The organism is Ligilactobacillus salivarius (assembly GCF_035231985.1).
Taxonomy (GTDB): Bacteria; Bacillota; Bacilli; order Lactobacillales; family Lactobacillaceae; genus Ligilactobacillus; species Ligilactobacillus salivarius.
Window position 1 is genome coordinate 1,596,984 of record NZ_CP117983.1, and the last position, 26,522, is coordinate 1,623,505.

At 30.3% G+C, this 26,522-nt stretch carries 22 protein-coding genes and 4 pseudogenes; 9 read left to right on the forward strand and 17 right to left on the reverse strand.

Annotation, left to right across the window (positions count from 1 at the left end; genetic code table 11):
- Window positions 1-2: 2 nt before the first annotated feature.
- The 6 genes from rfbB to PTA89_RS07855 form a co-directional block, all read right to left on the reverse strand.
- On the reverse strand, window positions 3-1,034 hold the full coding sequence (rfbB, locus tag PTA89_RS07830) for a dTDP-glucose 4,6-dehydratase (protein ID WP_324177154.1): 1,032 nt from the start codon (window positions 1,032-1,034) through the stop codon (window positions 3-5).
- An 11-nt stretch (window positions 1,035-1,045) separates the two neighbouring features.
- A complete protein-coding gene (gene rfbC / locus PTA89_RS07835; protein WP_324177155.1) occupies window positions 1,046-1,627 on the reverse strand; it encodes a dTDP-4-dehydrorhamnose 3,5-epimerase in 582 nt (193 codons plus the stop codon).
- A 2-nt stretch (window positions 1,628-1,629) separates the two neighbouring features.
- Window positions 1,630-2,499, reverse strand: coding sequence for a glucose-1-phosphate thymidylyltransferase RfbA (gene rfbA / locus PTA89_RS07840; RefSeq protein WP_324177156.1), 870 nt, complete (start codon window positions 2,497-2,499; stop codon window positions 1,630-1,632).
- 135 nt (window positions 2,500-2,634) lie between these two features.
- On the reverse strand, window positions 2,635-3,300 hold the full coding sequence (locus PTA89_RS07845; protein ID WP_324177157.1) for a sugar transferase: 666 nt from the start codon (window positions 3,298-3,300) through the stop codon (window positions 2,635-2,637).
- A gap of 79 nt (window positions 3,301-3,379) precedes the next feature.
- Complete coding sequence (locus PTA89_RS07850) at window positions 3,380-4,354, reverse strand: LCP family glycopolymer transferase (RefSeq protein ID WP_324177158.1); 975 nt, start codon at window positions 4,352-4,354, stop codon at window positions 3,380-3,382.
- Between the two features lie 19 nt (window positions 4,355-4,373).
- The gene (locus PTA89_RS07855; protein WP_324177159.1) at window positions 4,374-5,150 is read right to left on the reverse strand and encodes a tyrosine-protein phosphatase; all 777 of its coding nucleotides are present in this window, start codon (window positions 5,148-5,150) and stop codon (window positions 4,374-4,376) included.
- Window positions 5,151-6,179: 1,029 nt separating this feature from the next.
- Here PTA89_RS07855 and PTA89_RS07860 point away from each other — a divergent pair.
- Window positions 6,180-7,485: pseudogene (locus PTA89_RS07860) on the forward strand (ISL3 family transposase).
- A 225-nt stretch (window positions 7,486-7,710) separates the two neighbouring features.
- Here the strand turns inward: PTA89_RS07860 and PTA89_RS07870 are convergent.
- On the reverse strand, window positions 7,711-8,436 hold the full coding sequence (locus PTA89_RS07870; protein WP_324177162.1) for a CpsD/CapB family tyrosine-protein kinase: 726 nt from the start codon (window positions 8,434-8,436) through the stop codon (window positions 7,711-7,713).
- Between the two features lie 17 nt (window positions 8,437-8,453).
- A complete protein-coding gene (locus PTA89_RS07875; RefSeq protein WP_324177163.1) occupies window positions 8,454-9,251 on the reverse strand; it encodes a YveK family protein in 798 nt (265 codons plus the stop codon).
- A 206-nt stretch (window positions 9,252-9,457) separates the two neighbouring features.
- Here PTA89_RS07875 and PTA89_RS07880 point away from each other — a divergent pair, with 206 nt between their 5' ends.
- The 6 genes and pseudogenes from PTA89_RS07880 to tnpC all read left to right on the forward strand — a co-directional run bounded on the left by PTA89_RS07880 (window position 9,458) and on the right by tnpC (window position 14,776).
- Window positions 9,458-10,945, forward strand: a complete 1,488-nt coding sequence (locus tag PTA89_RS07880) for a nucleotide sugar dehydrogenase (RefSeq protein WP_324177164.1) — start codon at window positions 9,458-9,460, stop codon at window positions 10,943-10,945.
- 27 nt (window positions 10,946-10,972) lie between these two features.
- A complete protein-coding gene (locus PTA89_RS07885; RefSeq protein WP_324177165.1) occupies window positions 10,973-12,160 on the forward strand; it encodes a hypothetical protein in 1,188 nt (395 codons plus the stop codon).
- Window positions 12,161-12,371: 211 nt separating this feature from the next.
- A pseudogene (locus tag PTA89_RS10320) lies at window positions 12,372-12,535 on the forward strand (ISL3 family transposase); the annotation flags it as partial.
- Between the two features lie 87 nt (window positions 12,536-12,622).
- Window positions 12,623-12,811 (forward strand): hypothetical protein, encoded by a 189-nt coding sequence (locus PTA89_RS07890; RefSeq protein WP_324177166.1) that lies wholly within the window; start codon window positions 12,623-12,625, stop codon window positions 12,809-12,811.
- A complete protein-coding gene (gene tnpB, locus PTA89_RS07895) occupies window positions 12,801-13,250 on the forward strand; it encodes an IS66 family insertion sequence element accessory protein TnpB (protein WP_324177167.1) in 450 nt (149 codons plus the stop codon). Before PTA89_RS07890 ends, tnpB begins: the two co-directional genes overlap by 11 nt.
- A pseudogene (gene tnpC / locus PTA89_RS07900) lies at window positions 13,229-14,776 on the forward strand (IS66 family transposase). The gene tnpB and the pseudogene tnpC overlap by 22 nt, the downstream one beginning before the upstream one ends.
- Before the next feature lie 228 nt (window positions 14,777-15,004).
- On the opposite strand, the gene PTA89_RS07905 reads toward tnpC, so the two are convergent.
- From PTA89_RS07905 to PTA89_RS07945, 9 genes are all read right to left on the reverse strand, one after another.
- Window positions 15,005-16,450 carry a flippase gene (locus PTA89_RS07905; protein ID WP_324177168.1) on the reverse strand — a complete coding sequence of 482 codons (1,446 nt, stop codon included), beginning with the start codon at window positions 16,448-16,450 and terminating at the stop codon, window positions 15,005-15,007.
- Window positions 16,451-16,715: 265 nt separating this feature from the next.
- Entirely contained in the window at window positions 16,716-17,888 is a 1,173-nt protein-coding gene (locus PTA89_RS07910) for a glycosyltransferase family 4 protein (RefSeq protein WP_324177169.1), read from the reverse strand.
- A 40-nt stretch (window positions 17,889-17,928) separates the two neighbouring features.
- On the reverse strand, window positions 17,929-19,005 hold the full coding sequence (locus PTA89_RS07915) for a glycosyltransferase family 4 protein (RefSeq protein ID WP_324177170.1): 1,077 nt from the start codon (window positions 19,003-19,005) through the stop codon (window positions 17,929-17,931).
- A gap of 28 nt (window positions 19,006-19,033) precedes the next feature.
- Entirely contained in the window at window positions 19,034-19,969 is a 936-nt protein-coding gene (locus PTA89_RS07920) for a glycosyltransferase family 2 protein (protein ID WP_270503327.1), read from the reverse strand.
- A gap of 27 nt (window positions 19,970-19,996) precedes the next feature.
- Window positions 19,997-20,947: a glycosyltransferase family 2 protein gene (locus tag PTA89_RS07925; protein WP_324177171.1), complete on the reverse strand. Its 951-nt coding sequence runs from the start codon at window positions 20,945-20,947 to the stop codon at window positions 19,997-19,999.
- A gap of 11 nt (window positions 20,948-20,958) precedes the next feature.
- Window positions 20,959-21,960: a hypothetical protein gene (locus PTA89_RS07930; protein WP_407659821.1), complete on the reverse strand. Its 1,002-nt coding sequence runs from the start codon at window positions 21,958-21,960 to the stop codon at window positions 20,959-20,961.
- 96 nt (window positions 21,961-22,056) lie between these two features.
- Entirely contained in the window at window positions 22,057-22,956 is a 900-nt protein-coding gene (locus tag PTA89_RS07935) for a glycosyltransferase (RefSeq protein WP_324177173.1), read from the reverse strand.
- A 20-nt stretch (window positions 22,957-22,976) separates the two neighbouring features.
- Window positions 22,977-23,888, reverse strand: coding sequence for a dTDP-4-dehydrorhamnose reductase (gene rfbD / locus PTA89_RS07940; protein WP_324177174.1), 912 nt, complete (start codon window positions 23,886-23,888; stop codon window positions 22,977-22,979).
- Between the two features lie 56 nt (window positions 23,889-23,944).
- The gene (locus tag PTA89_RS07945) at window positions 23,945-24,733 is read right to left on the reverse strand and encodes a glycosyltransferase family 2 protein (RefSeq protein WP_324177175.1); all 789 of its coding nucleotides are present in this window, start codon (window positions 24,731-24,733) and stop codon (window positions 23,945-23,947) included.
- Window positions 24,734-24,964: 231 nt separating this feature from the next.
- Here PTA89_RS07945 and PTA89_RS07950 point away from each other — a divergent pair, with 231 nt between their 5' ends.
- Together PTA89_RS07950 and PTA89_RS07955 are read left to right on the forward strand one after the other, a co-directional pair.
- On the forward strand, window positions 24,965-25,246 hold the full coding sequence (locus PTA89_RS07950) for a transposase (protein WP_324177176.1): 282 nt from the start codon (window positions 24,965-24,967) through the stop codon (window positions 25,244-25,246).
- 203 nt (window positions 25,247-25,449) lie between these two features.
- A pseudogene (locus PTA89_RS07955) lies at window positions 25,450-26,148 on the forward strand (IS3 family transposase); the annotation flags it as partial.
- Window positions 26,149-26,522: the final 374 nt, after the last annotated feature.

Sequence of the window (26,522 nt, forward strand, 5' to 3'; positions counted from 1 at the left end):
TTTTATTGCCCATTTTTAGCGTACTTAGCTTCAACTGCATCCTTTTGATCTTGCCACCATTCACGATGATTAGTGTACCAATCAATTGTTGCCTTTAGGCCTTCTTCAAAATTAGTGTATTGAGGTTCCCAACCTAATTCATTACGTAATTTACTTGCATCAATAGCATAGCGCAAATCATGTCCTGGACGATCTTTAACTTGATCGTAAGCGTCTGCTGGTTGTCCCATTAATTTCAAGATTAATTCTAGAACTTCTTTGTTGTTCTTTTCACCATCAGCACCGATTAAGTATGTTTCACCAATTTTACCTTCATTCAAGATTTTCCAAACTGCACTTGAATGATCGTTAGTATGAATCCAGTCACGTACATTCTTACCTGTTCCGTATAATTTTGGACGAATGCCACTTAAAATATTTGTTATCTGACGTGGAATAAATTTTTCGATATGTTGGTAAGGGCCGTAGTTGTTTGAACAATTGGAAATAGTTGCTTTTAATCCAAATGAACGTACCCATGCTCTAACTAATAAGTCTGAACTTGCTTTTGAAGATGAGTAAGGACTACTTGGCTTATATGGAGATTCAGGTGTGAATTTTTCTCCTGGACCTTCACCATGTCCTGGTAAATCTTCACGCAATGGCAAATCGCCATAAACTTCATCAGTAGAAACATGATGGAAACGTACATCATACTTAGTACATGCTTCAATTAGAACTGATGTCCCAACAATATTAGTTTGGATAAAAGGATCAGGATTTCTAAGTGAGTTATCATTATGACTTTCAGCAGCATAATGTACCACAGCATCAGCATTTTGAACTAACTTATCTACTAATTCCTTATCACAAATATCTCCGACAATTAACTCTACACGATCTTCTGGCAAGCCAGCAAGATTTTCTTTATTTCCAGCATATGTTAGTTTATCCAATACTGTCACATGAACTTCAGGATGATTATTTACTACATAATGTACAAAATTTGAACCGATGAAACCAGCTCCACCAGTTACAATAATATTATTAAACATCAAGATACCTCCTAAATTTCGCCATAGACAAATGGATTGTCTTTTTCAAATTCTGTTAAAGTAGGTTGGTTAGCATCTTTTTCAGATGTAATGGCCTTATCTAAGTCGATTGGCCAATCAATATTAAGTTCAGGAGTCTTGAAGGAAATACCACCATCAGCTTCTGCATCATAGTAATTATCACATTTGTAAAGGAAGTTAACGTTATCTGTCAAAGTAACAAATCCATGGGCATAACCCTTAGGTACTAACAATTGACGATGATTACTTTCAGATAAAATATATCCTTCCCATTGCTTATATGTAGGAGATCCCTTACGTAAATCAACGATTACATCTAAAACTGCCCCAGTTGCTACTCGAATCAACTTTGTTTGTGCAGCTTTACCACGTTGGAAATGCAAACCACGTAAAACACCTGCTTGAGTAGAAAGAGAGTGGTTGTCTTGAATAAAATCAAAATCAATTCCAGCTTCTTTGAAATCACGATCTGAATAACTTTCTGTGAAGAAACCACGGTTATCTCCAAATACAGCTGGTGTAATTAGTTTAACATCTTGTAATTTTGTTTCTTTTACAATTAATTTTCCCATTATTATTGCTCCTTAGCTAATCTTAATAGATATTGACCATAATCATTTTTCTTCATTGGTTGTGCTAGTTCAACTAATTTTTCTTTGCTTACGTAACCCATACGATAAGCAATTTCTTCTAAACAAGCTACTTTCAAATTTTGACGTTTTTGAATTGTAGCAATAAAACTAGCGGCTTCCATCATGGAATCATGGGTACCTGTATCTAGCCAAGCATATCCACGTCCCATTAACTTAACATCTAGTTTACCTTCATCTAGATATAATTTATTAATATCTGTAATTTCTAATTCACCACGATCAGAAGGCTTCAAATTCTTAGCTTTTTCTACAACTGTATTGTCATAGAAGTATAAACCAGTAACTGCGTAATTACTCTTAGGATTTTCTGGCTTTTCTTCAATTGATAAAGCCTTCATATTACTATCAAAATCCACAACACCAAATCGTTCTGGATCATTTACATGATACCCAAAAACTGTTGCCCCATCTGTCTTTCGAGCAGCTTCTTGTACAAGCTTAGATAACCCAGATCCGTAATAAATATTGTCTCCTAAAATTAAGCAAACTGAATCATTACCAATAAAATCAGCACCTAAAATAAAGGCTTCTGCCAATCCATTTGGTTTTTCTTGAACCTTATATGTAAGTGAGATCCCCCATTCAGATCCATCCCCCAATAATTGTTTAAATAGTGGAGTGTATTCTGGAGTAGAGATAATTAAAATATCTTTTATACCTGCTAACATCAAAGTTGATAATGGATAATAAATCATTGGCTTATCATACACTGGGATTAATTGTTTAGAAATCCCTTTAGTTATAGGATAAAGACGCGTGCCACTACCACCGGCTAAAATTATTCCTTTCATGGTAACTACCTACCTTTATTAGTTATTCACATATAGTAATATTATACGCTTTTTATAAATTTTATGTAAATACCCTTATCTATATAATGGGGTACTCTTCACTGAGCTATTTTATTTACATTCAGATCATTATGTCTAATACGCATCATTAGAGAATAGCACAATCTTAACTGTTAAAAAGATTAAATATAAATCATAGAAAAATCCACTCTTTTGAATATATTCTAAATCTAACTTAACCATTTCTGAAAACCCTACACTGCTTCTAACCGTTGCTTGCCAAAGCCCTGTACAGCCAGGAACGACTAGTAGTCTTTGTTTATCATAAGTTGTGTACTGGGCAACTTCACTTGGCAAAGGTGGACGAGGTCCCACTAAACTCATATCACCTTTGAGTACATTCAAAAGTTGTGGTAGCTCATCAAAACTATGCTTACGAATAAATTTACCAATTTTAGTAATACGAGGGTCTTCTTTCATCTTAAACATTGGCCCCTCTACTTCATTTTGAGCCTTTAATTCAGCTAACTTTTTATCAGCATCCACAATCATTGAACGAAATTTATACATTTCAAATTCTTTACCGTCTTTTCCCACTCTAGTTTGAGTATAGAATACTGGCCCCTTATCTTCATTATGAATCTTAAATGCTATGTATAAAAACAGCGGTGATAGTATAATTAATCCTACTAAGCTAGCAAGAAAATCAAATGCTCGTTTGAAAAAATGATAGATGTATCTTTTATTAATATTTTCTCTATCCAGTTTTTTCATGCTAACCGTTCCTCCAATTTTTTCCATTAACGCATTCTCCTCATTTTTTATTAACTCCAAAAATTATATCATTGAATTTCGACAAAAGTTTAACAAAAAGTTAACATTATTCATTCAAAGCTTTTTTTAATTGACTAGTTACTTTATCTAAATTACTTTGCGGTACAACTTCATAGGATACTCCATCAATCATTTGACTTTCCCCTTGCAACTGAACCTGTTCAATATCAGAAGCAGAGCTGTATTTAGTTGCAATTGCTTTCATATCATCGAATGTTAAGTTAGTCTTCATATTGCTAGAAATCGCATTTAAGATTGATTGATACTTAGTAACACTTCCAATTGTAGCAATTTTCTTTACTAAAGCTTCTAGAACCATACGTTGACGTAGCTGACGACCATAATCGCCACGTGGATCTTCATAACGCATACGTGTATATGCTAAAATGTTGTCTTTATCAATAGTTACAGTTCCCTTTTTAAAGGTCTTATTTAAGTTAGTAAATTCTAAGTCATTCTCAACTTTAACTGGACCTACAGCTGCAGAAAGTTCTTCAAGACCTTTCATATTCATTTCAACATAGTAATCCACAGGAACATCTAAATAACTTTGAACGATGTTAACTGCACCCTTTGTGCCTTCATATGAATAAGCAGCATTAATTTTATTATTATATCCGTACCCTGGAATTGCTACCTTAGTATCACGTGGAATACTTACCAAAGTAGTCTTCTTTTCTTTAGGACTAACTGCTGCCAACATCATAGTATCTGAACGTCCACGATATGTACGCCCGTATTCCCCAGTATCAGTTCCTAAGATAAGAACTGTAAATGGTTTCCCATTATTTAAATCTGGTGTGTTACGTAATTTATTTGTCTTAACTTGCTTATATGTACTATTAGCTGACTTTTTAGCATCAAAATACATCTTACCAAACAATGCAACATCAGCAACTATAAATAACCCAATAACAATTAAAATCCATTTCCAAATTTTATGTCTTTGCCAAAATGAGCGATGGTGATGATGCTTATGATGACTGTGATTTCTATTTAACTTTTCTTCTTCATTATTCATTTCCTACTCCCACTTTCCGTTAAAAGAACCAGAATTTCTTCTTTTTCTGAATTGGTGTATAGTCTCTAGCTACGACATACTCCCCATTGATGAGATTTTCAGCATTTTTTTCAAATTGTATTGCTTTTTGTTCACCAAAATCTTTAGCAATCTGATTTAAAGCTTCACTTAATACAAACTTACGTCCCTTTAAAGTATGTGCATCCGACGCAACAATTTGAACTAAATTATGTTCAACCAATGTATGTGATATTTCAGCCACATGTGAACCAAAGCCACCAACATAACTTGTAGCTGTAACCTGTGCTAAAGCCCCTGCTTTAATAAAGTCGTATAACATGTTTAAATTATTCTGGATTTCATGATTACGTTCTGGATGTACAATAACTGGAATTGTTCCCTTTTTCTTTAGATTAAAAATCATATTCTCTGCATATCTAGGAACCCCATCATGTGGAAACTCTAATAACATATACCGTTTATCCTCATCTATTCCTAGTAAATCATCGTATTTATCCAGAAGTTCTCCGTTAATATGTACCTCTTGACTCGGAAAAACAGTCAATTTAATTTCTCGCTTGTCCAACTCAGCTTGAAATTCATCAGCAACTCTAATAACATCTCGTGCGTGATTAGTATAGTTACGATCAAGATGATGTGGAGTAGCTAAAATATGTGTAACTCCATCAGCAACTGCTTCTTGGGCTAGTTGTAATGAATGTTCTAAGTCTGGAGATCCATCATCAATACCTGGCAAGATATGGCAATGTAGATCTACTATTTTCTCAAAATTCATATTAATAATCCTTTTCTGATAATTAAATAATATAAAAAACACATATATTATACCAAACTACACCTTTAAATTCATTAAAGGCAAACAAAAAATCGACAATTGTTGTCGATTTTTAAACAAATTTATTAAGTCTACTTTTTAGTAATGGTTACCCAAATACTAAATTTTCATAAGAAAGTTAGAAATAAAGTTAATCTTTACATTCAACTGATTGAAAAAACTCTAATTTATTCCTTATTAAGTATTATATATTAAGATTATCTCAAATTACAATATTAAATAAAAACTTATATCATATTTGTAAGAATCTCATTTTCATACTTTTTATACCCCTCATGTTATATGTAATACCTAAATAAAAAATAACCCCAAATATATTCAACTTTCACTCCACTTTTATCCTCATTAATATATAAAGTTCTTTTTTCGAAATAATCTTCGCCTACTATATTTAATAGTTTATAAAAAATAATTTATCTCTATTTATAACTGCTTATATTTTTTCCTGCATCGTCAACTATTCTCATTTCAAATTTCTTATTTTTGTTTACGTCTGCTCTTTAAACCTTATTTGAAAAGCTCTAGAGAGATTAGAAATTTATTTGCAATAACTCTAATAGCTTGAACAATAATTTCGATAATTTATATCATGAAACAGTATTTGAAGACTCGTTGCAATTCTTCATGCTTCCATCTCATCACCTAAATCAAATTCTTTAACCGATTTTCTGATAAATCTAATCTGATTATTCCAATGTTCTTGTAATTCTTGTGTACTAATATTTATATTTCATTACACCAACCTGACTTCATTTTACTACATCAGTAATTATTTATACATTTAGCGCTATAGTTATATATTTCTATTATTCAATTAAATTACAATACTAAATAAGGTTGTATAATATTTAGGACTAATAATGTAAATTTTTTTATATTACGATCCTTCTTTTATTTTCTTCATTTTTGCGGCCAAATAAAAGAGATGGCCCACACGCCAATCTAATTAAAGAAAGGACACCATCTCTAATGGATAATAATATCAAACTTTTACTTGGAATTACAGACTCTAATTTAACTATTGACCCTAAATATCAATATACTTCGTATATTGAAGAAAAAATTATTAAAAATAGTAAGGCTTTGCTTTGTCATATATATTTGTCTTATCCTATGTATTGCCTTAATTGTAAGGTATTGATGTTACATAACGGCACTAAAGTAGTTAATAATGTTCACCTTTCTTCTGCTGGTAAAAAGCTTGTGCTTTCTATAAGAAAACAGAAGTATCTGTGTCCTGAATGCAAGAAAACTGCGACAGCTAAATTTAAAGATACTAACTATCATGATCATTTTTCCAATGCTGTTAAAGCCAAACTTGTACGTGATTTAAGTCTATCCAAGCCTATGTGTGAAATTTCTGCGGACTCTTTTACATCTTCAAACACAATTATTAGATCCTTAGAGAGTGTAGAAAATAATTTTAAAGTCAATCGTAACTGGCTTCCTAGTCACTTATCCTTAGATGACTTCAAATCTGGTAAGAGATTTTCATCTAGTGGTATGATGAGTATGTGTTTAATCAATGCAGTCAATCATCGGATTATAGATATAATTCCAGAAAGAAATAATAAATTCCTTAGGAATTATTTTATTCAATATAGTTACAAAGCTAGATTATCAGTAATGTCTATAACTGTTGACTTATATGCACCTTACCGCAGTTTGATTAAGGAGCTATTTCCTAATGTATTTATTATTGCAGATAAATTTCATGTGGTTACACAGGCATATACAGCTATGAATAAAATTAGAATTAGGGTTATGAAAGAATATGGAGCGGGAACCCATGAGTATCGAGCTTTGAAACGTTTTGGGAAACTATTTCTAAAAAATCAAGATGATGTTGATTATCATAGATATTATCCAAGGATAAATTTTAAAATACGCTGAATTAAGCGATTCTGAAGTTTTAGATCGTTTATTTGTTATGTCTTCTGAATTGAAGACAGCCTATGAATATTATCAGTTACTTCTACAAATGTACCGCAAAAATAGTCGTCAATTACTAAATTTATTAACTGATACATCTTCTTGGAATCTTCCACCCGAAATGAGACAAGCTTTTAAAACTATCAAGAAACATAAGTCAGAAATAGAAAATAGTTTTATTTCACCTAGACTTACCAATGGTCCTATTGAAGGCGTCAATAATCACATTAAAGTAATTAAGCGTATAGCCTATGGCTATAATAATTTTAAGCATTTTAGACTCAGGATTCTGCTTTCGCTAAAAAATAATGTAATTTTCTTCTCCACTAAAAAAAGAGGCTAGGAAAAAAGTCTCAAGACTTAAAAACCGTTAGAAATCACGTTACTAAAAACGTTGATTCCTAGCGATTTTTAATATAAATATTTTCTAAAATTTATCTGAAAATATAGTTTTTTCCAAACCTCTTAAAAATAATAATTAAGATTTTGGCATCAGTCCTTTTTGACAAAGAATCCTAAAAAGTTCCTACCTAAATATAGATAAGAACTAGATTAACAATTATATAAATTACTTTCCTTTTCCGTAGCCGTAGTAACCATAATAACCATCTGTGGAAACATCTACATCGTTTAATACGGCTCCTATAATATGAGCATTAACATGCTTCAATAAATCTACGGCTTGACGGACACCTTCTTTTTCTGCAACCCCTTGACGAACAATTAAGAGAGTTCCGTCAACTTTAGCAGATAAAAGTTGAGCATCAGTTACAGATAAAACTGGTGGAGCATCGTAAATAACTAAGTCTAGTTTTTCTTCCAATGCTTCACGTAATTTATCCATACGTCTAGAACCCATTAATTCAGATGGATTAGGAGGAACTGGACCAGCAGGAATAACAAAGAGATTATCTACAGTTGTTTCGTAAATAACATCATTAATGTCGAAGTCTCTATCTGTTAAGAAGTTTGTCAATCCTCTTGGATCAGCAATACCAAAGGTAGAAGCAATTGTTGGTCTACGTAAGTCAGCATCAACTAATAGAGTAGACAAACCTTGCTTTGCAAAAGATGCAGCAATATTTGCAGCTGTAGTAGATTTTCCTTCAGAAGCAACAGATGAAGTAATCATTAAAGATTTATATTCTGTATCTGCACTAGAAAATGTAATATTTGTACGAATAGTATTAAACTGTTCAGTATCTACAGATGTTGGTTTAGCAACTGTTACTAAATAAACACCTTTTTCCATACTATTAGTATCTAACTTCTTTTTCTTCTTAAATAATGCCATGTCTCTTATCCCCCCTCCTAAACTCTACGTCGACGAGGAGTATCAAACACTTCTTCGTCGCCGTTATCATCAGAAATTTTATTTCTAGCAATGACCTTAACTACACCATAATCGTTATCATTAATGTCTAAATGATAAACAGAACCTATGTTGGTTAAGCCTAGTTCATCAGTTAAGAAATTACTATTCTTAACAGTTTTATCAGTAAGTTCTTTAATAAAAGTAGTTACTATTCCAACAAATACACCTATTACTACTCCTGCTAGAGCAAATAACTTTTTATTAGGTGACACTGGACTGGTATTAACTTTGGCATTAGATACAATTGTAACATTATCTACCTGCATCATCTTTTTAACTTTTTTTGAAAAAACTTTACCAATCGTATCTGCCACATCTGCAGCAACATAAGCATTTTTATCAGTCACAGTCACTGTTACAACTTGAGAATTAGTTTGATTTGTTACTTTGATAGAATTTTCTAAAGTATTTATATTTCCTTGATAGTTATCTGTACGTTTAACCTCTTTAAGTACTGGAGCCAAAATAATTGGTTTTGTCAAAACATCCTTATATGTATTAATAGCCTGTAAATCAGCTTGTTGCGCTGTATATTGTGCTTGCTCATTACTTGCTTTTTGATTAACTAAAATATCAATACTAGAACTATACTTAGGTTCAATAAGTAAAAACACACTTCCCAAAGACATTATTAATCCTAATACTGCCCAAATAATAATGGATACCATGTTATTTTTCAAAACAATAATTAGATGTCTTAAATCAATAATCGTTTCATCGTCTTTTCTACTCATAATCTTCTCCCATAAATAAAATCTACAGGCTTAATAATAATTTATTTTTGTCTATTTTGTCAATATACTATTGACTTATTTATTGTTATTTGATGTAACAATAAATAAGTATTTATTTTGCAAAAAGATACTTTATATGCTATTTTATTACTTAAAAGCAATGCTTTTGTTAATAAAAATAACAAAAAGGACGAGGTTTTATAACTATGAAACACTTATCACTCTCTAAATTAGCTGAAATTACTATTGCTAATAGAAAGAAAAAATCATTAACACAACAACAACTTTCTGATGTAACTAATATAAATAGAGCAACTATTAGTAGAATAGAAGCTAAAGATTTTATTCCTTCCATTCCTCAATTAGAGAGCCTTAGCCAAGCACTAGATTTTGATATAACAGATTTATTCGTTGAACCACTTAACACAACTAAAGAATCTGAAACTCTATCTAATGTAAAAATTGCTGTAGCTGGTACAGGATATGTAGGTCTCTCAATAGCTACTCTTTTAGCACAGAATCACCAAGTAACCGCAGTAGATATTATACAAGAAAAAGTTGAGTTAATAAATAACCGTAAGTCACCTATCCAAGACGAATATATTGAAAAATTCTTGGCTGAAAAAGATTTAAACTTATCAGCTACATTGGATGGTCCAACGGCCTATAAGGATGCTGATTTTGTTGTAATTGCAGCACCTACTAACTATGATAGCAGGCGTAACTATTTTGATACAAGTGCTGTTGAAGCTGTAATAGAACTTGTTATGGAAGTCAATCCTAATGCTATTATGGTTATAAAATCAACTATTCCTGTAGGCTATACAGAATATATACGTAAAAAGTATCAAACTAATAAAATTATCTTTAGTCCTGAATTCTTACGTGAATCTAAGGCTTTATATGATAATCTTTACCCAAGTAGAATTATTGTTTCTACTGATAAAGATGATCCTGAAATTGTCAAAGCTTCTCACAATTTTGCTTCATTACTTCAGGAAGGTGCTATTAAAGAAAATATAGACACACTTTACATGGGATTTACTGAAGCTGAAGCCGTAAAATTATTTGCTAATACTTATTTAGCTCTTCGTGTCTCTTACTTCAACGAATTAGACACTTATGCTGAATCAAAAGGTCTTAATACTGAAGAAATTATCAATGGTGTTTGTCTTGATCCTAGAATTGGTTCTCATTACAATAATCCTTCTTTTGGTTATGGTGGATACTGTTTACCAAAAGACACTAAGCAACTTTTAGCAAATTATAAAGATGTACCTGAAGATTTAATCGAAGCTATTGTAAAGTCAAATTCAACAAGAAAAGATTTCATAGCTGACCAAGTTCTTCAAAAAGCTGGTTATTACTCATACAGCGATTCAAATAACTTTAACCCACAAGAAGAAAAGAAAGTCACTATTGGAGTTTACCGTCTTACAATGAAATCAAACTCTGATAACTTCCGCCAATCATCTATCCAAGGTATCATGAAACGAGTTAAAGCTAAAGGCGCTGAAGTTATTATCTATGAACCAACTCTTGAAAATGGTACTACTTTTTTTGGAAGTAAAGTTGTTAATGATATAAATGAGTTTAAGAAATTAAGTTATTCTATTATTGCAAATCGTTATAATAATGTTTTGGATGATGTAAAAGATAAAGTTTATACTCGCGATATTTTTAAGAGAGATTAAAATTATTTAATTAGGATAGTGATATTTATGACATTCTTTGAAGAAGATTCTGAATTTTATTGGCCTAATAAAGATAAAAGTATTTTTGATAAAAGTATAGTCATAGAATGGAGAGGAAAAGATTACATATTTGAAGACTATAAAGAGTTAGCTTACAATTATTATCAATGTAGTTATCATATTTTTAACTATATTAAAGAAGATAGTAATACTAGGAATCTTGATACTTGTTTCTTTGTAGGTTTATTCTTAATAAGACATGCTTTTGAACTTAGTCTAAAAGCACTTATTTTACGCAATTATTCAAGTAGTGATTTAAATAATAATTTCCAGAAGATAAATTTTCATCATTTAGATAAATTATTCGAAATATATAAAGACAACCCAAGCATTCCATTAAGCCCTACAGAAGAAGAATGGCTATCCAAGTATTTTAATTCTTTATCAAAGACAGATCCAGTTTCTGATACATTTAGATATGCTTTCAATTCGGATTTTATGAAAAAATATGAAAATAAGCATCTAAATATAGTTAAGATCCTAAATAACTGTTTTCAAGCGTGGACCTTATTAGAGAAATGCATGGGGAGTACTGATAGTTCTGCTGATTTTGATTCTTCTCTAGAACCTAAATTTTTATTTGTAGGTGGCAAATGGTATGAAAATACTTTTATATGGCAACCAGATAATTCTACCACATTAAATACTGATACCATTTCTAGAAAAAATCATACAGCAAAGTTGATAGGTTATGAAACTATATTCGATATTCTATATAACTATCTAAGCAAAGGATCATATGATTTATTTTATCCTTTTATGCTTATAGCACGAATCACACTAGAATTATATATCAAAGCTTTTATATATGATCATTTTATAACTTTAACTAACCAAGAGAAACTCAATAAAAAAATTAAGACTCATAATCTAAATGAACTATTTCTACTTTTTAAAGAGAATATTATTAAGGAAAATTCAGATTACACTGAAAATCCCGAATTCCAAATAATAGAAAATAGAATTACTGAACTTCACAAGCTCGATGAAAAAGCACTTACTTTTCGCTATTTGATAGATAACAATTTTACGTACTACTTGAATAATACTACTTTTGACATAACTAATGTGTATAATTATTTCAAAGAGCTTTTTGCTTATTTTAATGCTTTTGACCATTACATTACGTGTTACAAAGAACTAAAATCAATATAAAAATTATTTTTATAGATTCCATATATCTCTATTGAATATATTTTATACGACTCGCTATATTATTTTTGCAATAAAAATGGTTATATAATATTTAGGACTGATAATGTATAATTTTTTACATTACGGTCCTTCTTTTATTTTCTCCATTTTTGCGGCAAAATAAAAGAGATGGCCCACACACCAATCTAATTAAAGAAAGGACACCATCTCTATGGATAATAATATCAAACTTTTACTTGGAATTACAGACCCTAATTTAACTATTGACCCTAAATATCAATATACTTCGTATATTGAAGAAAAAATTATTAAAAATAGTAAGACTTTGATCTGTCATCTATATTTGTTTATCCTATGTATTGCCCTAATTGTAAGTAAGCACATTATAATAAGGTCGTATATAAAATCTATGAGAATCCCTCTATACTATATCGTAGATATAACCGTAGGAGGATTTTTGTTATGGAAAAACAAGAGATTGTTGAAGTTAAGGCGAATAAAGAACGTAAAGCAGTAGCTAAGAGTAAAACAACTAGTCTGAAAGTAGATGCAGAAATTAAACTAGATAAAGTAAAAATTTCCTTGTATCATGGAGTTAATACTGAGGTTTTGTACGATGTTTGGGGGTTAATTAAAAAGTATGTTGGTTAATTATCATGATCCTAGGCATGTATATATTGTTTGTGGCAATACTGACTTACGTAAAGGAATTGATACACTGGCAATTCTGATTGCTGATAATTTTGGTATGAATCTTTATGATGATTCAATCTTCTTATTCTGTGGTCGGAGAAATGATAGATTTAAGGGACTTTATTGGGATGGTAAAGGATTTATATTACTTTATAAACGCTTTGAGAATGGTATCTTAACTTGGCCACGAACTAGTGAGGAAGTCAAAGAGTTAGATGATCAACAAATTAACTTACTTTTGAAAGGAATGAACCCTCTACCACAGCCTAAAGTTCATTTAGCACCCAAGGTGCATTTTATTAAAAATTTTTCTTTAATAAAAACGCTACCTACTGTTATCCTTTTAAACATAAGCTTGAAAGGAGGTGGCGAACTATGGATAAAGATAAAAGAATAGAGGAACTGGAAAAACAAAATCAGCAATTAACGGAAACTATTAAGCAACTTCAACAAAAAATTGAAGAACAAGCTAAAATTATTAAGCTCCTCAATGCCCGTATTTTTGGAAAAAAAACGGAAAAATTAGATAAAAACCAACTTTCTATTCTTTCAGAAGATGAATTAACAGAATTAGATGTTAATTCTGATATTTCATTAGAAGAAAGTACAGAAGTTAAAACGAAGCTCAGAGTAGTTCGCCATCGAAAAGCTAAACCACATGGTCAACGAGCAGAGTTTCTTGACTCTTTAGAACAAGTAGATGTTGTTCATAAATTTGAACAAAAAACTTGTACTGACTGTCATGAAAAACTTACTCCGATTGGCAAAAAATGTGTTTATCGAGAAGTTGGCCTAAAGCAACCTGAGCTTTTTTGTCGTAACCATTATCAACAAACATATAAGTGTAATCATTGCCACCCCAAAGGTGGCGATAAAATTATCGTTAGTAAAGTACCTACTAGTCCAATCTTTCCACACAGTTATTTTTCTAGTAGTATACTCGCAAAAATTATTGTTGATAAATATGGTATGACTGTACCATTAAATAGGCAAAAAATGTTCTTCAAGCATCTCGGCTTACCAATGGATACAAATAAGATGTCTCGCGCTATTATTAAACTAAGTGAGCGGTTAGAATTTGTTTACAATGAACTCACTAAGATTCTATTGAAGAATCCAGTTATTCATATGGACGAAACACCTTTTCAGGTGTTAGAAGAAAAGAATCGAAGTAAGTCATATTTTTGGGTAATGAGATCAACGGAAGAATTCTCTAATCAACAAATAGCTATTTTTAGCTACTCTAGCAATCGAAAGTAAGAAAATATTTCTGAATTAGTTGGAGACTATGCTGGAGCAATTATGTGTGATGGTTATAATGCTTATAGTAGTGAAATGTATCCACAAATAACATTTGGAAGTTGTCTAGTGCATATACGAAGACATTTTACAGATATAACTAAATCTTTACAACAAGGTAAGGAATCATCTGCGCTAAAAGCAGTAAAACTATTGATGAGGATTTTTGAGAAAGAAAAAAATCTTGAGTATCAAAGTGCAACAGAAAAAGCTCAGAAGCGAAAACTTCATTTAAAAGAATGTATTGATAAGTTTTACAACTTCTTAGAGACTATCATTAATCCTAGTGGAAAGTTAAAGCGAGCTGTTGAGTATGCCCAAAAATTTCGGTCTAGATTAGAACAAATTTATGAAATTGGAGAATTACCTCTATCGAATAATACCGCAGAACAAGTAATTAGACTATCAACTTTGATTCGTAAGAATTCATTGTTTGCGAGAAGCGTTGATGGTGCCAAAGCTAGTGCAATATTTTATAGTTTAGTTCAAACAGCTAAGTTGAATGGACTAGATATATTCAAGTATTTCAACTACATTTTCTCACTATTAGAAAAACGAGAAAATGTCAAGGTTGGAGCTTATTTGCCATGGAATTCTAAAGTTAAAGAAATTTGTACAAAGTAAGGCCCTCAAAATCACATTTTCCTAGTGATTTTGAGGGCCTTTTTATCTGCAATATCACACTATAGTGTGCTTACGGTAAAAAGCTTGTGCTTTCGCTAAAAAATAATGTAATTTTCTTCCCCACTTAAAACAAAAAAACTATTAGACTTCATCTAATAGTTTAAAAATAATAATTAAAATTTTGATATCAGTCCTTTTTGACAAAGAACCAATATATACCGTTTATTTTTATTTTACCTTACTTAAAAATGTTAAAGCTATTTTATTTTTAGTTACTAGTAATATAGACACATAAATAATGACGGAACTAATTACAGAGATAAGTAATCTAATAAATATCTGTTGAAAAAGAATATGTGAAAATGAACATACTATTACGATTCCTACACATCCTAATATCACAGTAATAATATTCTTCCAGGTTTCCCTGTCTTTAAAGACAAATCCTGTTATATCCCTACTAAAATAGAAATTCATAAACATCATGGTAAATTCAGCTAAAACAGTAGTTAAAGCAGCACCTTTCTCAGCAATAATCGGAATTAAGACAAAGTTAAGTCCAATATTTAGTAAAGCACTAGTAGTTGAAGAAATTAATGTCCTTTTTTCCCTTTTTGCCGGTATTAAAGCACATTGGTTAAAAATTACACTCATTGCACTACCTAGCATTGCAAAACAAGTGATCTTTAAAGCATAAGTTGCACGTAAATATTTTTCACCTGCAAGAATGATAATAACATCTTGACTAACCATAAATAGTCCAGCAATTCCAGGCAATACTATGAATAGTATCGTATTAATAACTTGTTTTAATAACTGATTATACTCATCTATTCGCCCTTGTCCCATGAGCATGGCTAAACGTGGAATCGTGACGGCAGTTAATGCGGTTAAAAGTGTACCCACAATCCCATATATTTTAGTAGCAATACTATAAATCCCTACAACATACTCATTCTGAAGAAAACCTAACATCGTAACATCAGAACTTAGATATATTTGTATAGCAACTCGTGATCCAAAAATTACCAATATCGGAATCAGATAATCATTCCATTGGAAATGTAAATCTAATCTAATATCACAATATTTTCTAGCATGGAGAAAATTTAAGATATATGAACCTGTTGAGGCAATAACTGTAATTACAACATAATTCAAATAGTCATTAGAATGACGAACGCATATGAATAGTAAAATCATTGAAATAATCTTAAATACTAAGTTTCTAATGGTAATATATCCATACTCTTCAAAAATTGTATATACCCAATCAGTTCCTAACGTCGTAAAAAAAATCTGAACACTAAAAATCAATATAGCTACTACATAGTTATGCAGACCAGGTGTTAAAATTATTACTAAAAATAAAAATAAATAAGATATTAACGTTGAAGCCATGTTAATAGTAAACACTCTACTTGCAAACTTACTAATAGCTTTTCTGTCATTGCGCAATTTTGCTCCCTCACGCACAGCATAATTACTAATTCCTAATCCAGCTAACAAAATAAAATAACTTATAATAGAATTCGCAAAATTATATTTCCCGACTCCATCAACTGATAACGTTCGTGAAACATACGGAAAAGTAATTAGTGGAAATATTAAATTTAAAAGACTTTGTAAGCCGTTTAACAACGCATTTAGTCCAAGCGATTTATCTTTTTGCATTTCTTATCATACATACCTTTTCTTCATAATTTAATACTATCTTAAGATGCCCCTCTTATTATATATCTTCCCAGTTTTATCAATATCATTTTGTTTAATATATCAAAACTTTTTATGAATCATATATTACCTTTTATACTATTCAACTCTACTATACTCCTAAGCTGTCAGAAAGTAGTATTACTATATCAAATCACATAGTAATTAGTTTTAGCTAGTTGCTCACCTAAATAAAAAATACATCCATAGATAATACAGCATTTTACTAAGCCAACAATTCATCATAAAGATTCATGATTTCTTCAGCATTTTTTCTTGCGCTAAAATGTTCAATAGCATAAGATTGACCAGCAGTAGCAATCTTATTTGACATTTCCCTATTTTGTATAGCATCCCAAATAACGTTAGAAAGATTATCGATATTATGTGTAACATATTTATACCCAGTCACACCATCATTAATTAATTCCTTTGTTCCTCCCGAATTTGCTCCAATTACCAAACAACCTGCTATTTGTCCTTCAACTGTCACTCTTCCAAAAGCTTCTTGATTTGAACAAATTCCTAAAATATCTATTTTTTTCATAACCTCTATTGAATGAGAAGTCATACCCTTGTAATATATCCTATTTTCTGCACCATGTAGCTTGACAAATTCTTGGATTTTTTCGAAATAATTAAATTCTTGAATACCACCATAAATTAATAATTCATAGTTTAGATTCTTCTTGTCATACAATTTTTCCATTGCTTGAGCTAATTCAAATTGGCCCTTTTTCTCACTAACCCTTCCAAATATAGCAACTTTAACCACATCATTAGTAAGAATTTCATGTTGCATAATTTCATTCGGACTAAAATCTATACCATTATAAATAACGTCAATCGGAGGAGTTAATATCTTTTGAAATTTACTTTTTACACCTTCGGAAATCGCTATTAATCTTTTAGATTGATTAATAATTCTTAGTCTCTTTCTAGGCCATAAAATTTTAGCTCCAATATCTTCTTCTAAATATTCCCGTATATGCCAAACCACTGGAATTCCCATCTTAATAGCCACTTGACCTACTAAACCACACGTCAGCATATTAATATGTACTAATTTAATATTTTTATTTATTAAAATATTTTTGATTTCTTTCATATAATTTCTTACTCTAATTGGCGATAAAACTAATTTAGTATATATCTTGATTGCATGATATGATTGTAAAGTATCTAGCCCAGTAGACCACATATCTTTACGATAATCATTTATCACATAACACTCTATATCGTTTTCATTAAGTTTTTTTTCCAACTCACCGCTTTCAGGCAAAATAATAATAGGATTATATTTACCCTCTTTTTTTATCTCTTTAGCCATACCTATTAATGAATGCGATGCTCCTGATGTCATATCATGTGTACTATTCTGAATTGCAATATTTATCAATCTTTTACTTCCTCCACAGACATTTTATTTTTACATGTACTTATTCTAATAGTATCGCTTCCTTGAAGTCTGAATATGCTTTTGACCACGAATAATTCGACGCTGTTTTTACTCCTTCACTTGCTAGCTCAATTCGTTTCTTATCATCCTCTAGTAATCTTTCTATATTAACTTCCATACTTTCCACATCTTTAATAGGTGATAATAAGGCATTCTTACCATCTACCGCATATTCCATAGCACCAAGATTATCTGATGATACAAGTGCAGTCCCACAAGCCATTGCTTCAAGACTTGTTAGTCCAAACCCCTCTTTTACTGGCCCACTTGCAAAAATACTAATTGAATTATAGATTTGTATAACTTGCTCTTGCGATGCATTTTCATAATATGTTATCCATGTTGGTAAATTTTTTGGAGGAGGGCAAGCTCCAAACATAATTAATCTAACATTAGGAAATTTATCTCTAACCCTTTTTATCGCTTCAAAAGTATATTTACATCCTTTACGTGGCCTATCATGATATAACATTCCAATAGTATTTTGGTTTCTTTTATTTATAGGTGTCAGTACTTTATATTTATTAATATCCAAAGGATTTCGAACATAAATTGTTTCTCTATCAGATTTTTGATCAACAATTTCCTTCAACCATTTAGATACAGTAATATTAATTAGTCCAGCATTATACGTATTGTATACCTCTTCTGCAGAATTACTCCAACTTTCACCTGTCTTATCTGCCTCAAAATCTTGAATGAAATACACCTTTTTAGATTTCTTAAAAAAATTCTTTACCAAGTTAACTGTTCCAGCACCTGTAGCTATTGCTATATCAACACTTGCAAAGAAAGAATCTAAATTTTTATCTCTCGATGATTTTTTTTCGATATTTGAATTTAATTCATACCATACGGGAGATTTTTCAGTCCTCTTACTTATAAGAAATCTCTTTATAAACTCTGGGATCTTATATTTATCCATAACTAAGGAGTTATCATAAAAAATTGCAACATCGAAGCCATCATTGGATAATTTATTGGCGTATTCGTATACCATTTTATATCCACCAATTGGGACTGATGATATTCTAGGTAGCACAAAAGCTATTTTCAATAAAATCCCTCCTTGTAGAAATACTTCTTTACAAACTAGATTTAAGCATAAATACAAAAGTCCACTTGTAAGCAAATGTCCTTATGGCAGACATTTGCTTAAAATCATAACTATTGATAAATTTTAACCTGTATATTATTGATTTATCATAGCATCTCATCATATTATCAAGCATTATTTTTTTCTCTTGCGGTAAAATAGGTTTAAACGCTTGTCTAAATTCCATATCTTGCTTAAAGGATTCCCTTACTAATCTCCTTTGTTTATCTAACAAATCCTTTTGAAATAGTTTCATAATAACGTTTCCTGACTTTCCAGCGCCTAAAGTATTATCTACATGTTGCCGATAATAAATTAAACGTTCGTCAATAAAATGAATTTGGCCAAAAACATGAGCTACTAGTGCAACCCACCAATCATGCATTGTAACATTATCATAATTAGGTTTATACTCTTTCACTAAATCTCTCGTTTTCTTATTGAATAACATTACGCAACCTGGCATGTCATTTCCTATAAATCTACCATCTCCAGAGATTTTTCCAATTAAATCATCAAACCCATACTTACGAAACTTGAGATTTTGATCTACACATTTTAAATTACAATAAACAACTTGTGGTATTGTATTATCTAATCTAGATATTTTATGTAACATAATCTGTAACTTATTTTTTAACCAATAGTCATCTTGATCGCAAAAAAAGTAATAATCTGCTTCTATCTTATTCATAAGAGTAAAAAACGATTTAGCTGGCTTTAGATTCTTATCATCTTTAATCAAATTAATACGCAAATCTTTTTTCTTGAAGTCCTCAATAATTCTTATTGTATCGTCACCTGAACCGTCATCTCTAATGTACAGACTCCACTCTTTATATGTTTGCTTTTGTAAAGACTCTATTTGCTCACTAATATATTTTTCACCATTATACGTAGACATTAAAATCGCTATTTTATTCATTTATTTCCACCAAATCCTATTATTAAATTACATTTTTTCAGCATATCTTCTCATAGAATCATCAAAAACTTCGTTGCGATTATGTTTTTCATAATCTTTTATATCTCTAATATTATTATTGTCTGCCATTCCTCTCGCCCGTTTAGCCATAAACTCTTCTTTAGACTTAGTAAAGTAGTGATTTATTCTTACTTTAGGATTATCAATCGTTTTACTATACGGACCATCAACTTTAATATTATTTAAATTTACTGCATAAAATCCATTTTTATAACAAGCAAAATGTGGATTTACAAAAGATATTGTTTTTTGAGGATTAACAAGTGTTTTTACATGCTGATTAAATTTGAAATTAAATTGGCTCCTGTGAAAATAAGTTTGTGTTACTAATTTATCTTGCATCTTTTCATATCCAGAAGAACCAAAAATCACCCAATTGAAAACAATTCCACCTACATTATCGTTATTTATAAAAATATCATTAACGATATCGATAAATTTGTCATTAGGATTAGGCATAAATATAAATTCATCAGCATCTAGTGCTAAAAGGTAGTGTTTTTTCTTCTTAGCAATTCTCAAAGAAAGATTGTATGCATCTAACTGTCGAACATGCCCATGAATAGCCTTATAATAAACAAATCCTCGTTCTATATATGGTGCTAATGTTTCTTTAAGATTGTCATTACTATCATTATCAAAAATATAAAAGTTTTTAATCCCAATCAAGCGATGATACTCTATCCATTCTTTGATATAGCGTGCTTCATTTTTTACAATAACACATATATCAATTTCATTTATCATTTTTTCGTTTTTAGTTATTTTCTTTGATGCTACATAACTAATTAAACCAATGGGAATAAATAGTACATCAACTATTTTCCTGATACGTACATTTTTTAAATATGTATGTAACTTAATTACAATTGGTAGTGCTTTTGTAAATGCAACAATTTTTCTCAAAAACTTATTCACTTATAATCCTCCTAGAAGTAACTATCAAAAGCAGCTGGAGATAAATATAAGATATTTATAATAAATGCTACTACTGCTATAATTAATCCCAGAAACTGAGATTTAATTTTAATTGATTTTCCATTATACTTTATATTTTTGATTTGATAATTATAGTTATATTTTGAAAGAATAGCTATCGATATATAGCTAAGAATAAAAATAATTCTAAAAACTCTAAAAAATTCACCACTTAAAATTACAAGTGGAATTAACAAGAACATCATCAAACTAATTCCGCGTATAGTTGACACAACTTGCTTATCACTATCAGAAAATAAAGAATTTGAATTTACTAATACAAAAATTCTATTATTAATAAAATACATGACTACAATAGACATTATTGCTATCACTAACACATAACTACTACCTGAAGTTACCCCGTATGCCGAGTCTAAATACTGTAATTGACGCACATTAGCTACGTAATATACAATACTAAGCAATTTACTCTTAAATACAATTAATAGTATTGAAATACCTACTATTATATACCTCATTTTATCTGAAATTTTGTCTATTATAGGATACAACGCAAATACTGCATAAAATATTGTTGATGAATGAATAGTATACGCCATTAAAACAAATACAATAAAGATAGCAGTCGACCATGTTTTTTGCTTCACTAAAAATAATATTCCTACTAATACAATCGTCATTGCAGTATAGAAACGCAATTGTACTGTATCAAGTAATGCTGGATATAACAAATATAGACCAACAATAAAATTTTCACCTTTGCCGACCAATATACGCGATATCATCCATATGCAACAACCTGCTATTATAATAGTCCACATTTTATAATGATTATAATCTAATCCCAATGTTCTACCTAAGTTATTTAATAAATACCAACCATAACCTGTTTGATACAGTTCTTTATTCGTTATACTATTATAAATATTATTATAACTCATGAAATCAGCTACATTAGGAGCATTATAATTTATAGTTACTAAAAACATTATTATTAGTGGTGGAAAAAAGTTAGGCCTCTTTATCAAAATTGAACCCATTACCAAACAAAAAAAAATCATTAACATTCTTTAATTACACCCAAATTAACCTTTCCCAATATATTTATAATCCATAAACCCTTTAATCATTGCTTTCCACATTTTTATCCTGCTTCTATTATATGGATAAAAAATTGAAAAATATATATAATACGCAAATACGAATAAAGCTGTTGTTTGCTTTCCATGATTTTTATAATTTTTTCTAATATATCTACTATTTCTTGAATGATAATATAATCTCATATCAGAATAAGTAGCTACTACTTTTGCTCTTCGAAATATATCAATGTTCGTTAATTGTTGTAGTTTAGCAAATAAGGGAATAACTCTCCCTTTCCCCATTTGTTGAGTCATATAAGTAGTATTAACTTGAACAATTCTATACCCTGATTCTAACACTCGGCAATTAAGATCAATGTCTACACAATCTATAAATAGTCTATCATCATATCCACCAATCTTTAGTGTAATCTTTACATTTGTTAAACATGCCGAAGTAATACACTTCACTGGATCAGTAATTTCACTTATGGGTGGTAAATCCATTTTCTTATATTCATTGAAAGTTGTCTTACCATTATTCAAAATAAAAGGACATATAAGTGCGATATCTTCTCCCTCTAAATACTGAGTGTATTCTTTAATCATATTACTAGAACAAATAGAATCTTGATCCATAGTTAAGACCCATTCGTAATTTTCTCTATTCGCCCAATTCAGAATCTTGTTTAAAGCAAACGCAATCCCTCTATTTTTAACCCCATCTTCAAAAACAATTTTTTCATAATTGCCGAATATACTTTTTACTTCTTGATAATTACTAGATCCATTATCATATAGTAATAATTTATCAACTTGATTATATAACGCATCAACATTTTTCTTTAATAATTCAATTTCAGGGTTATATAAAACTATACCTGCACCAACCTTATAATTCATTATTAACTACCTAAACTTTCTCATTTAATCAATTTCAAGTAACGTGATAATGCATCTTGCCAAGTAGGGAGTGGATCAAAGCCATTTTCAACTAATTTAGATTTATCTAAACGACTATTAAATGGTCGTGCAGCTTTAGAAACTCCATATTCAGCAGTTGTCACTGGAGTAACCTTTACATCTTTACCTGATTGTTTAAAGATTTCTTTTGCAAAATCTGCCCAAGAAATATAACCACCTTCATTAGTTGCATGATAGTAACCATACTTATCCGTTTCTGTCATGTCAACTAAAAGCCTAGCCAAATCATAAGTGTATGTTGGGGTTCCAATCTGATCAGAAACAACAGTTAATTCATCATGGTTTTCTGCTAATTTCAACATTGTTTTAATGAAATTAGCACCATTGACACCAAAAACCCAAGCAATTCTGACAATAAAGTATTTGTCTAAAGTGTTAGCCACAGCTAATTCACCATTTAATTTAGTTTGACCGTATACATTTAATGGTTTATAGTCTTTGCAATCAGGTTTCCATGGTTTCATTCCTTGACCATCAAACACATAATCAGTAGATAGATATACCATCTTTGCATCAATTTTCTTGGCCGCATTTGCAATATTTTGAGTTCCATCTACATTAATTGCACGAACTTTAGCTTGCTTATCCTCATCTTCTGCTGCATCTACCGCCGTCCAAGCTGCACAATGTACGATAACATCTGGATCAACCATCTCGATTATCTTTTGCACTTCGTCATTATTTGTAATATCTAGCGAAACATATTCAGCTGTTGTTACGTAACTGTCGTCTTGTATGCCTGCATATTCTGGAGCTAAGTCAGTTCCTACCCCAATATACCCGCGCTTATTTAACTCATTCATAACGTCATGGCCTAATTGACCTGCAACACCAGTTACAAAATATTTCATTTTAAATCCCCCATTCTTTTAGTTTTTACCATATCATATAACTAGTAATATTAAGTCTAGATCCACTTGTAGCCCCATTTTTTAAAATAATGTCTCATTGATTCTATATGATACTTAAAAAGTTTCTTATTTTTATGTGAACCTCTTTGCCATTTATGGACTACAGTTGCACCTGGAAAATACATTAATTTAGATACTTGATTTACCCTCTTGCAAAGATCAGCATCTTCCATATACATAAAGTATCTTTCATCAAAACCGTTAATTCTTTTAAATAGTTCCGTTTTGATTACGAGAAAGCTTCCTTGCCCAAAGGGAACTTGAAATGGTTTTGAATAGTCTTCATACTGCATCGTATGCCATTCTTGTCGTTTTTTGAAATTATTTTTAAAAAACATTCTAACAAACATATCAAATATAGTTAATTCTTGCCTATATACAGCAACTCTACTGCCTGTTTCATCTACTATATTAGGAATAACCATTCCAACAGAGGAATTATTGTCTAAATACTTTATTATAGGTGAAAAAGCATCTTCGTTAAAAATAACATCAGGATTCATGATGCAGTGATATTTAGAAGTAAGTATTGGTAATATATAATTATTTCCTTTACCAAAACCTAAATTTTCCTTAGCATCTATATATGTTACATCATTGTATCTACTTAATATATTGTCTATTTTTTCTTTTTCATTTTTAGTCGCATTCTTACTACCATTGTCGATAATATATATCTGCTTTCTAATTTTATTAGATGTATACTTTTCAAGTGATGAAATAGCCACTCTAATATCATCGAAATTATGATAGGCAATTATACATACACTTAAGTCTATAGACATATACTCCCCCTACAATTTCTTATCTAATCTAAATTTAAAAAAACTTCTATGTTATCATAATTTACAACTAAAATAACTAGAAACATGTTTTATTCTATCTTATATTTTTTTCTTATGCAATATGTAGCAAGTGTTATTCTTGTAACTATGAAGGTAGAATAAAATTGGGACAAGTTAAATGTGATAGAATCATGTATAATAATTAAATAATTTTATTGAGGAAGACATTACATGCCCAAGAAAACATATACTGATGAATTTAAAACAGATGCCGTAAACTATTATTATGATAGTGGACTTTCTATTAATACCACTGCTAAAAAACTAGGAGTAAGCGTCAGTGCATTAAGAAAATGGATTAAATTATCAAAAAAAGATGGATCAGTGATAACTAGAGTAAGTGGAAATTATTCTAGCGATAAAGATAAAGAGATTGCAAGATTAAAAAGACAATTAAGAGACGCAGAAGGAGCGATTGAAGTACTAAAAAAAGCAATAAGCATTCTGGGATAGTAACAACGGAAGAAATTTATAAGAATATAAAAGAAGTAAGTGAAAATTCTAAACAAAAGCCTACTGTAGCTGGAATGCTTAACCGTATAGGATTATCAAAATCAGGATATTATAGACATAAGTCTAAAGGATTGAGTAAATTAAAAGAACGTCAGCTAAAAATCAAGGATCTTATCATGGAAATATAGGAAGAAAGTCAGCACCTTTATGGTGCACCCAAAATTACAGCTAAACTAAGAAAAATGGGCATACAAATTTCTGAACGTACTGTTGGAAAATATATGAAAGAACTAAAAATACGTGCAAAGTACTGTAAACCCTTTACTGTAACTACTAGAGATTCCAACCTTAATAATAAATTGAAAAATATCCTAGATGAACAATTTAATCCTGAAGCACCTGATACGATTTGGTGCATTGATACAACTTATATTCCAACTAAAGAAGGATTTGTATATCTAACTAGTATCATGGATTTGTTTTCACGGCGTATAATTTCTTGGGATTTATCAACAACATTGGAGACCACAAATATAATATCTCTTATAAATAAAGTGAAAGCTACTCGTAAGAGTAATCCAAAAATTATTCATAGTGATAGAGGTAGTCAATTCACCTCTAAAGAGTATTGCGAAATAACAGCTGGAATAACAAGAAGTTATTCAAATAAAGCTTATCCGTGGGATAATGCTTGTATTGAGTCTTTTCACGCTATAATTAAGCGTGAATGCTTAAATGAATATAATATCAGTTCATATAATGAAGCTAGACGATTAGTATTTTCATATATAGATGGTTTTTATAATACGGTGAGAATTCATAGCCATTGTGGCTACATATCACCATTAGAATTTGAACAGACATACTTTGATAAAGTACAAAAAGTAAATAAAGCAGCTTAAAAGATGATGATTTAAGATTATTTTCCTTGCCAACAAAGGATTAGAATCATTATTTTTGTCAAGGGTTTCCCGTATGGGCTTGCCCTTGATAGAAATAATGATTCTAATAAAATTTTTACAAGGAAAATTATCTTTGTTCTATTTAACTTGTCCATTTTCTTGACATAGTACCAACTATAATAATATTTCTGTTTCATATAAATTTAATCTATGCTTCTTATTTTCTTGATTTTTCTGATATTCCAATCTAGACACAGGACCAATTTTATAATTTAACGCTTACTTGCATAAACTTTTATATTTCTTCTATGTTTAAATATACCAATAATCAAAATAAGCCTATTATTACTTTATAGCAGCAGTAATAGATTTAA

Coding starts and splice junctions, on each gene's coding strand:
- PTA89_RS07935 (WP_324177173.1), bottom strand. CDS start 22,956: ATGAATTATAAGGTTGGTGCAGGTATAGTTTTATATAACCCTGAAATT.
- PTA89_RS07885 (WP_324177165.1), top strand. CDS start 10,973: ATGACATTCTTTGAAGAAGATTCTGAATTTTATTGGCCTAATAAAGAT.
- rfbD (WP_324177174.1), bottom strand. CDS start 23,888: ATGAAATATTTTGTAACTGGTGTTGCAGGTCAATTAGGCCATGACGTT.
- PTA89_RS07880 (WP_324177164.1), top strand. CDS start 9,458: ATGAAACACTTATCACTCTCTAAATTAGCTGAAATTACTATTGCTAAT.
- rfbB (WP_324177154.1), bottom strand. CDS start 1,034: ATGTTTAATAATATTATTGTAACTGGTGGAGCTGGTTTCATCGGTTCA.
- PTA89_RS07870 (WP_324177162.1), bottom strand. CDS start 8,436: ATGGCATTATTTAAGAAGAAAAAGAAGTTAGATACTAATAGTATGGAA.
- rfbA (WP_324177156.1), bottom strand. CDS start 2,499: ATGAAAGGAATAATTTTAGCCGGTGGTAGTGGCACGCGTCTTTATCCT.
- PTA89_RS07850 (WP_324177158.1), bottom strand. CDS start 4,354: ATGAATAATGAAGAAGAAAAGTTAAATAGAAATCACAGTCATCATAAG.
- rfbC (WP_324177155.1), bottom strand. CDS start 1,627: ATGGGAAAATTAATTGTAAAAGAAACAAAATTACAAGATGTTAAACTA.
- PTA89_RS07845 (WP_324177157.1), bottom strand. CDS start 3,300: ATGGAAAAAATTGGAGGAACGGTTAGCATGAAAAAACTGGATAGAGAA.
- PTA89_RS07950 (WP_324177176.1), top strand. CDS start 24,965: ATGCCCAAGAAAACATATACTGATGAATTTAAAACAGATGCCGTAAAC.
- PTA89_RS07905 (WP_324177168.1), bottom strand. CDS start 16,450: ATGCAAAAAGATAAATCGCTTGGACTAAATGCGTTGTTAAACGGCTTA.
- tnpB (WP_324177167.1), top strand. CDS start 12,801: ATGTTGGTTAATTATCATGATCCTAGGCATGTATATATTGTTTGTGGC.
- PTA89_RS07855 (WP_324177159.1), bottom strand. CDS start 5,150: ATGAATTTTGAGAAAATAGTAGATCTACATTGCCATATCTTGCCAGGT.
- PTA89_RS07875 (WP_324177163.1), bottom strand. CDS start 9,251: ATGAGTAGAAAAGACGATGAAACGATTATTGATTTAAGACATCTAATT.
- PTA89_RS07920 (WP_270503327.1), bottom strand. CDS start 19,969: ATGAATAAAATAGCGATTTTAATGTCTACGTATAATGGTGAAAAATAT.
- PTA89_RS07945 (WP_324177175.1), bottom strand. CDS start 24,733: ATGTCTATAGACTTAAGTGTATGTATAATTGCCTATCATAATTTCGAT.
- PTA89_RS07890 (WP_324177166.1), top strand. CDS start 12,623: ATGGAAAAACAAGAGATTGTTGAAGTTAAGGCGAATAAAGAACGTAAA.
- PTA89_RS07930 (WP_407659821.1), bottom strand. CDS start 21,960: ATGTTTTTAGTAACTATAAATTATAATGCTCCTAATGTAGCTGATTTC.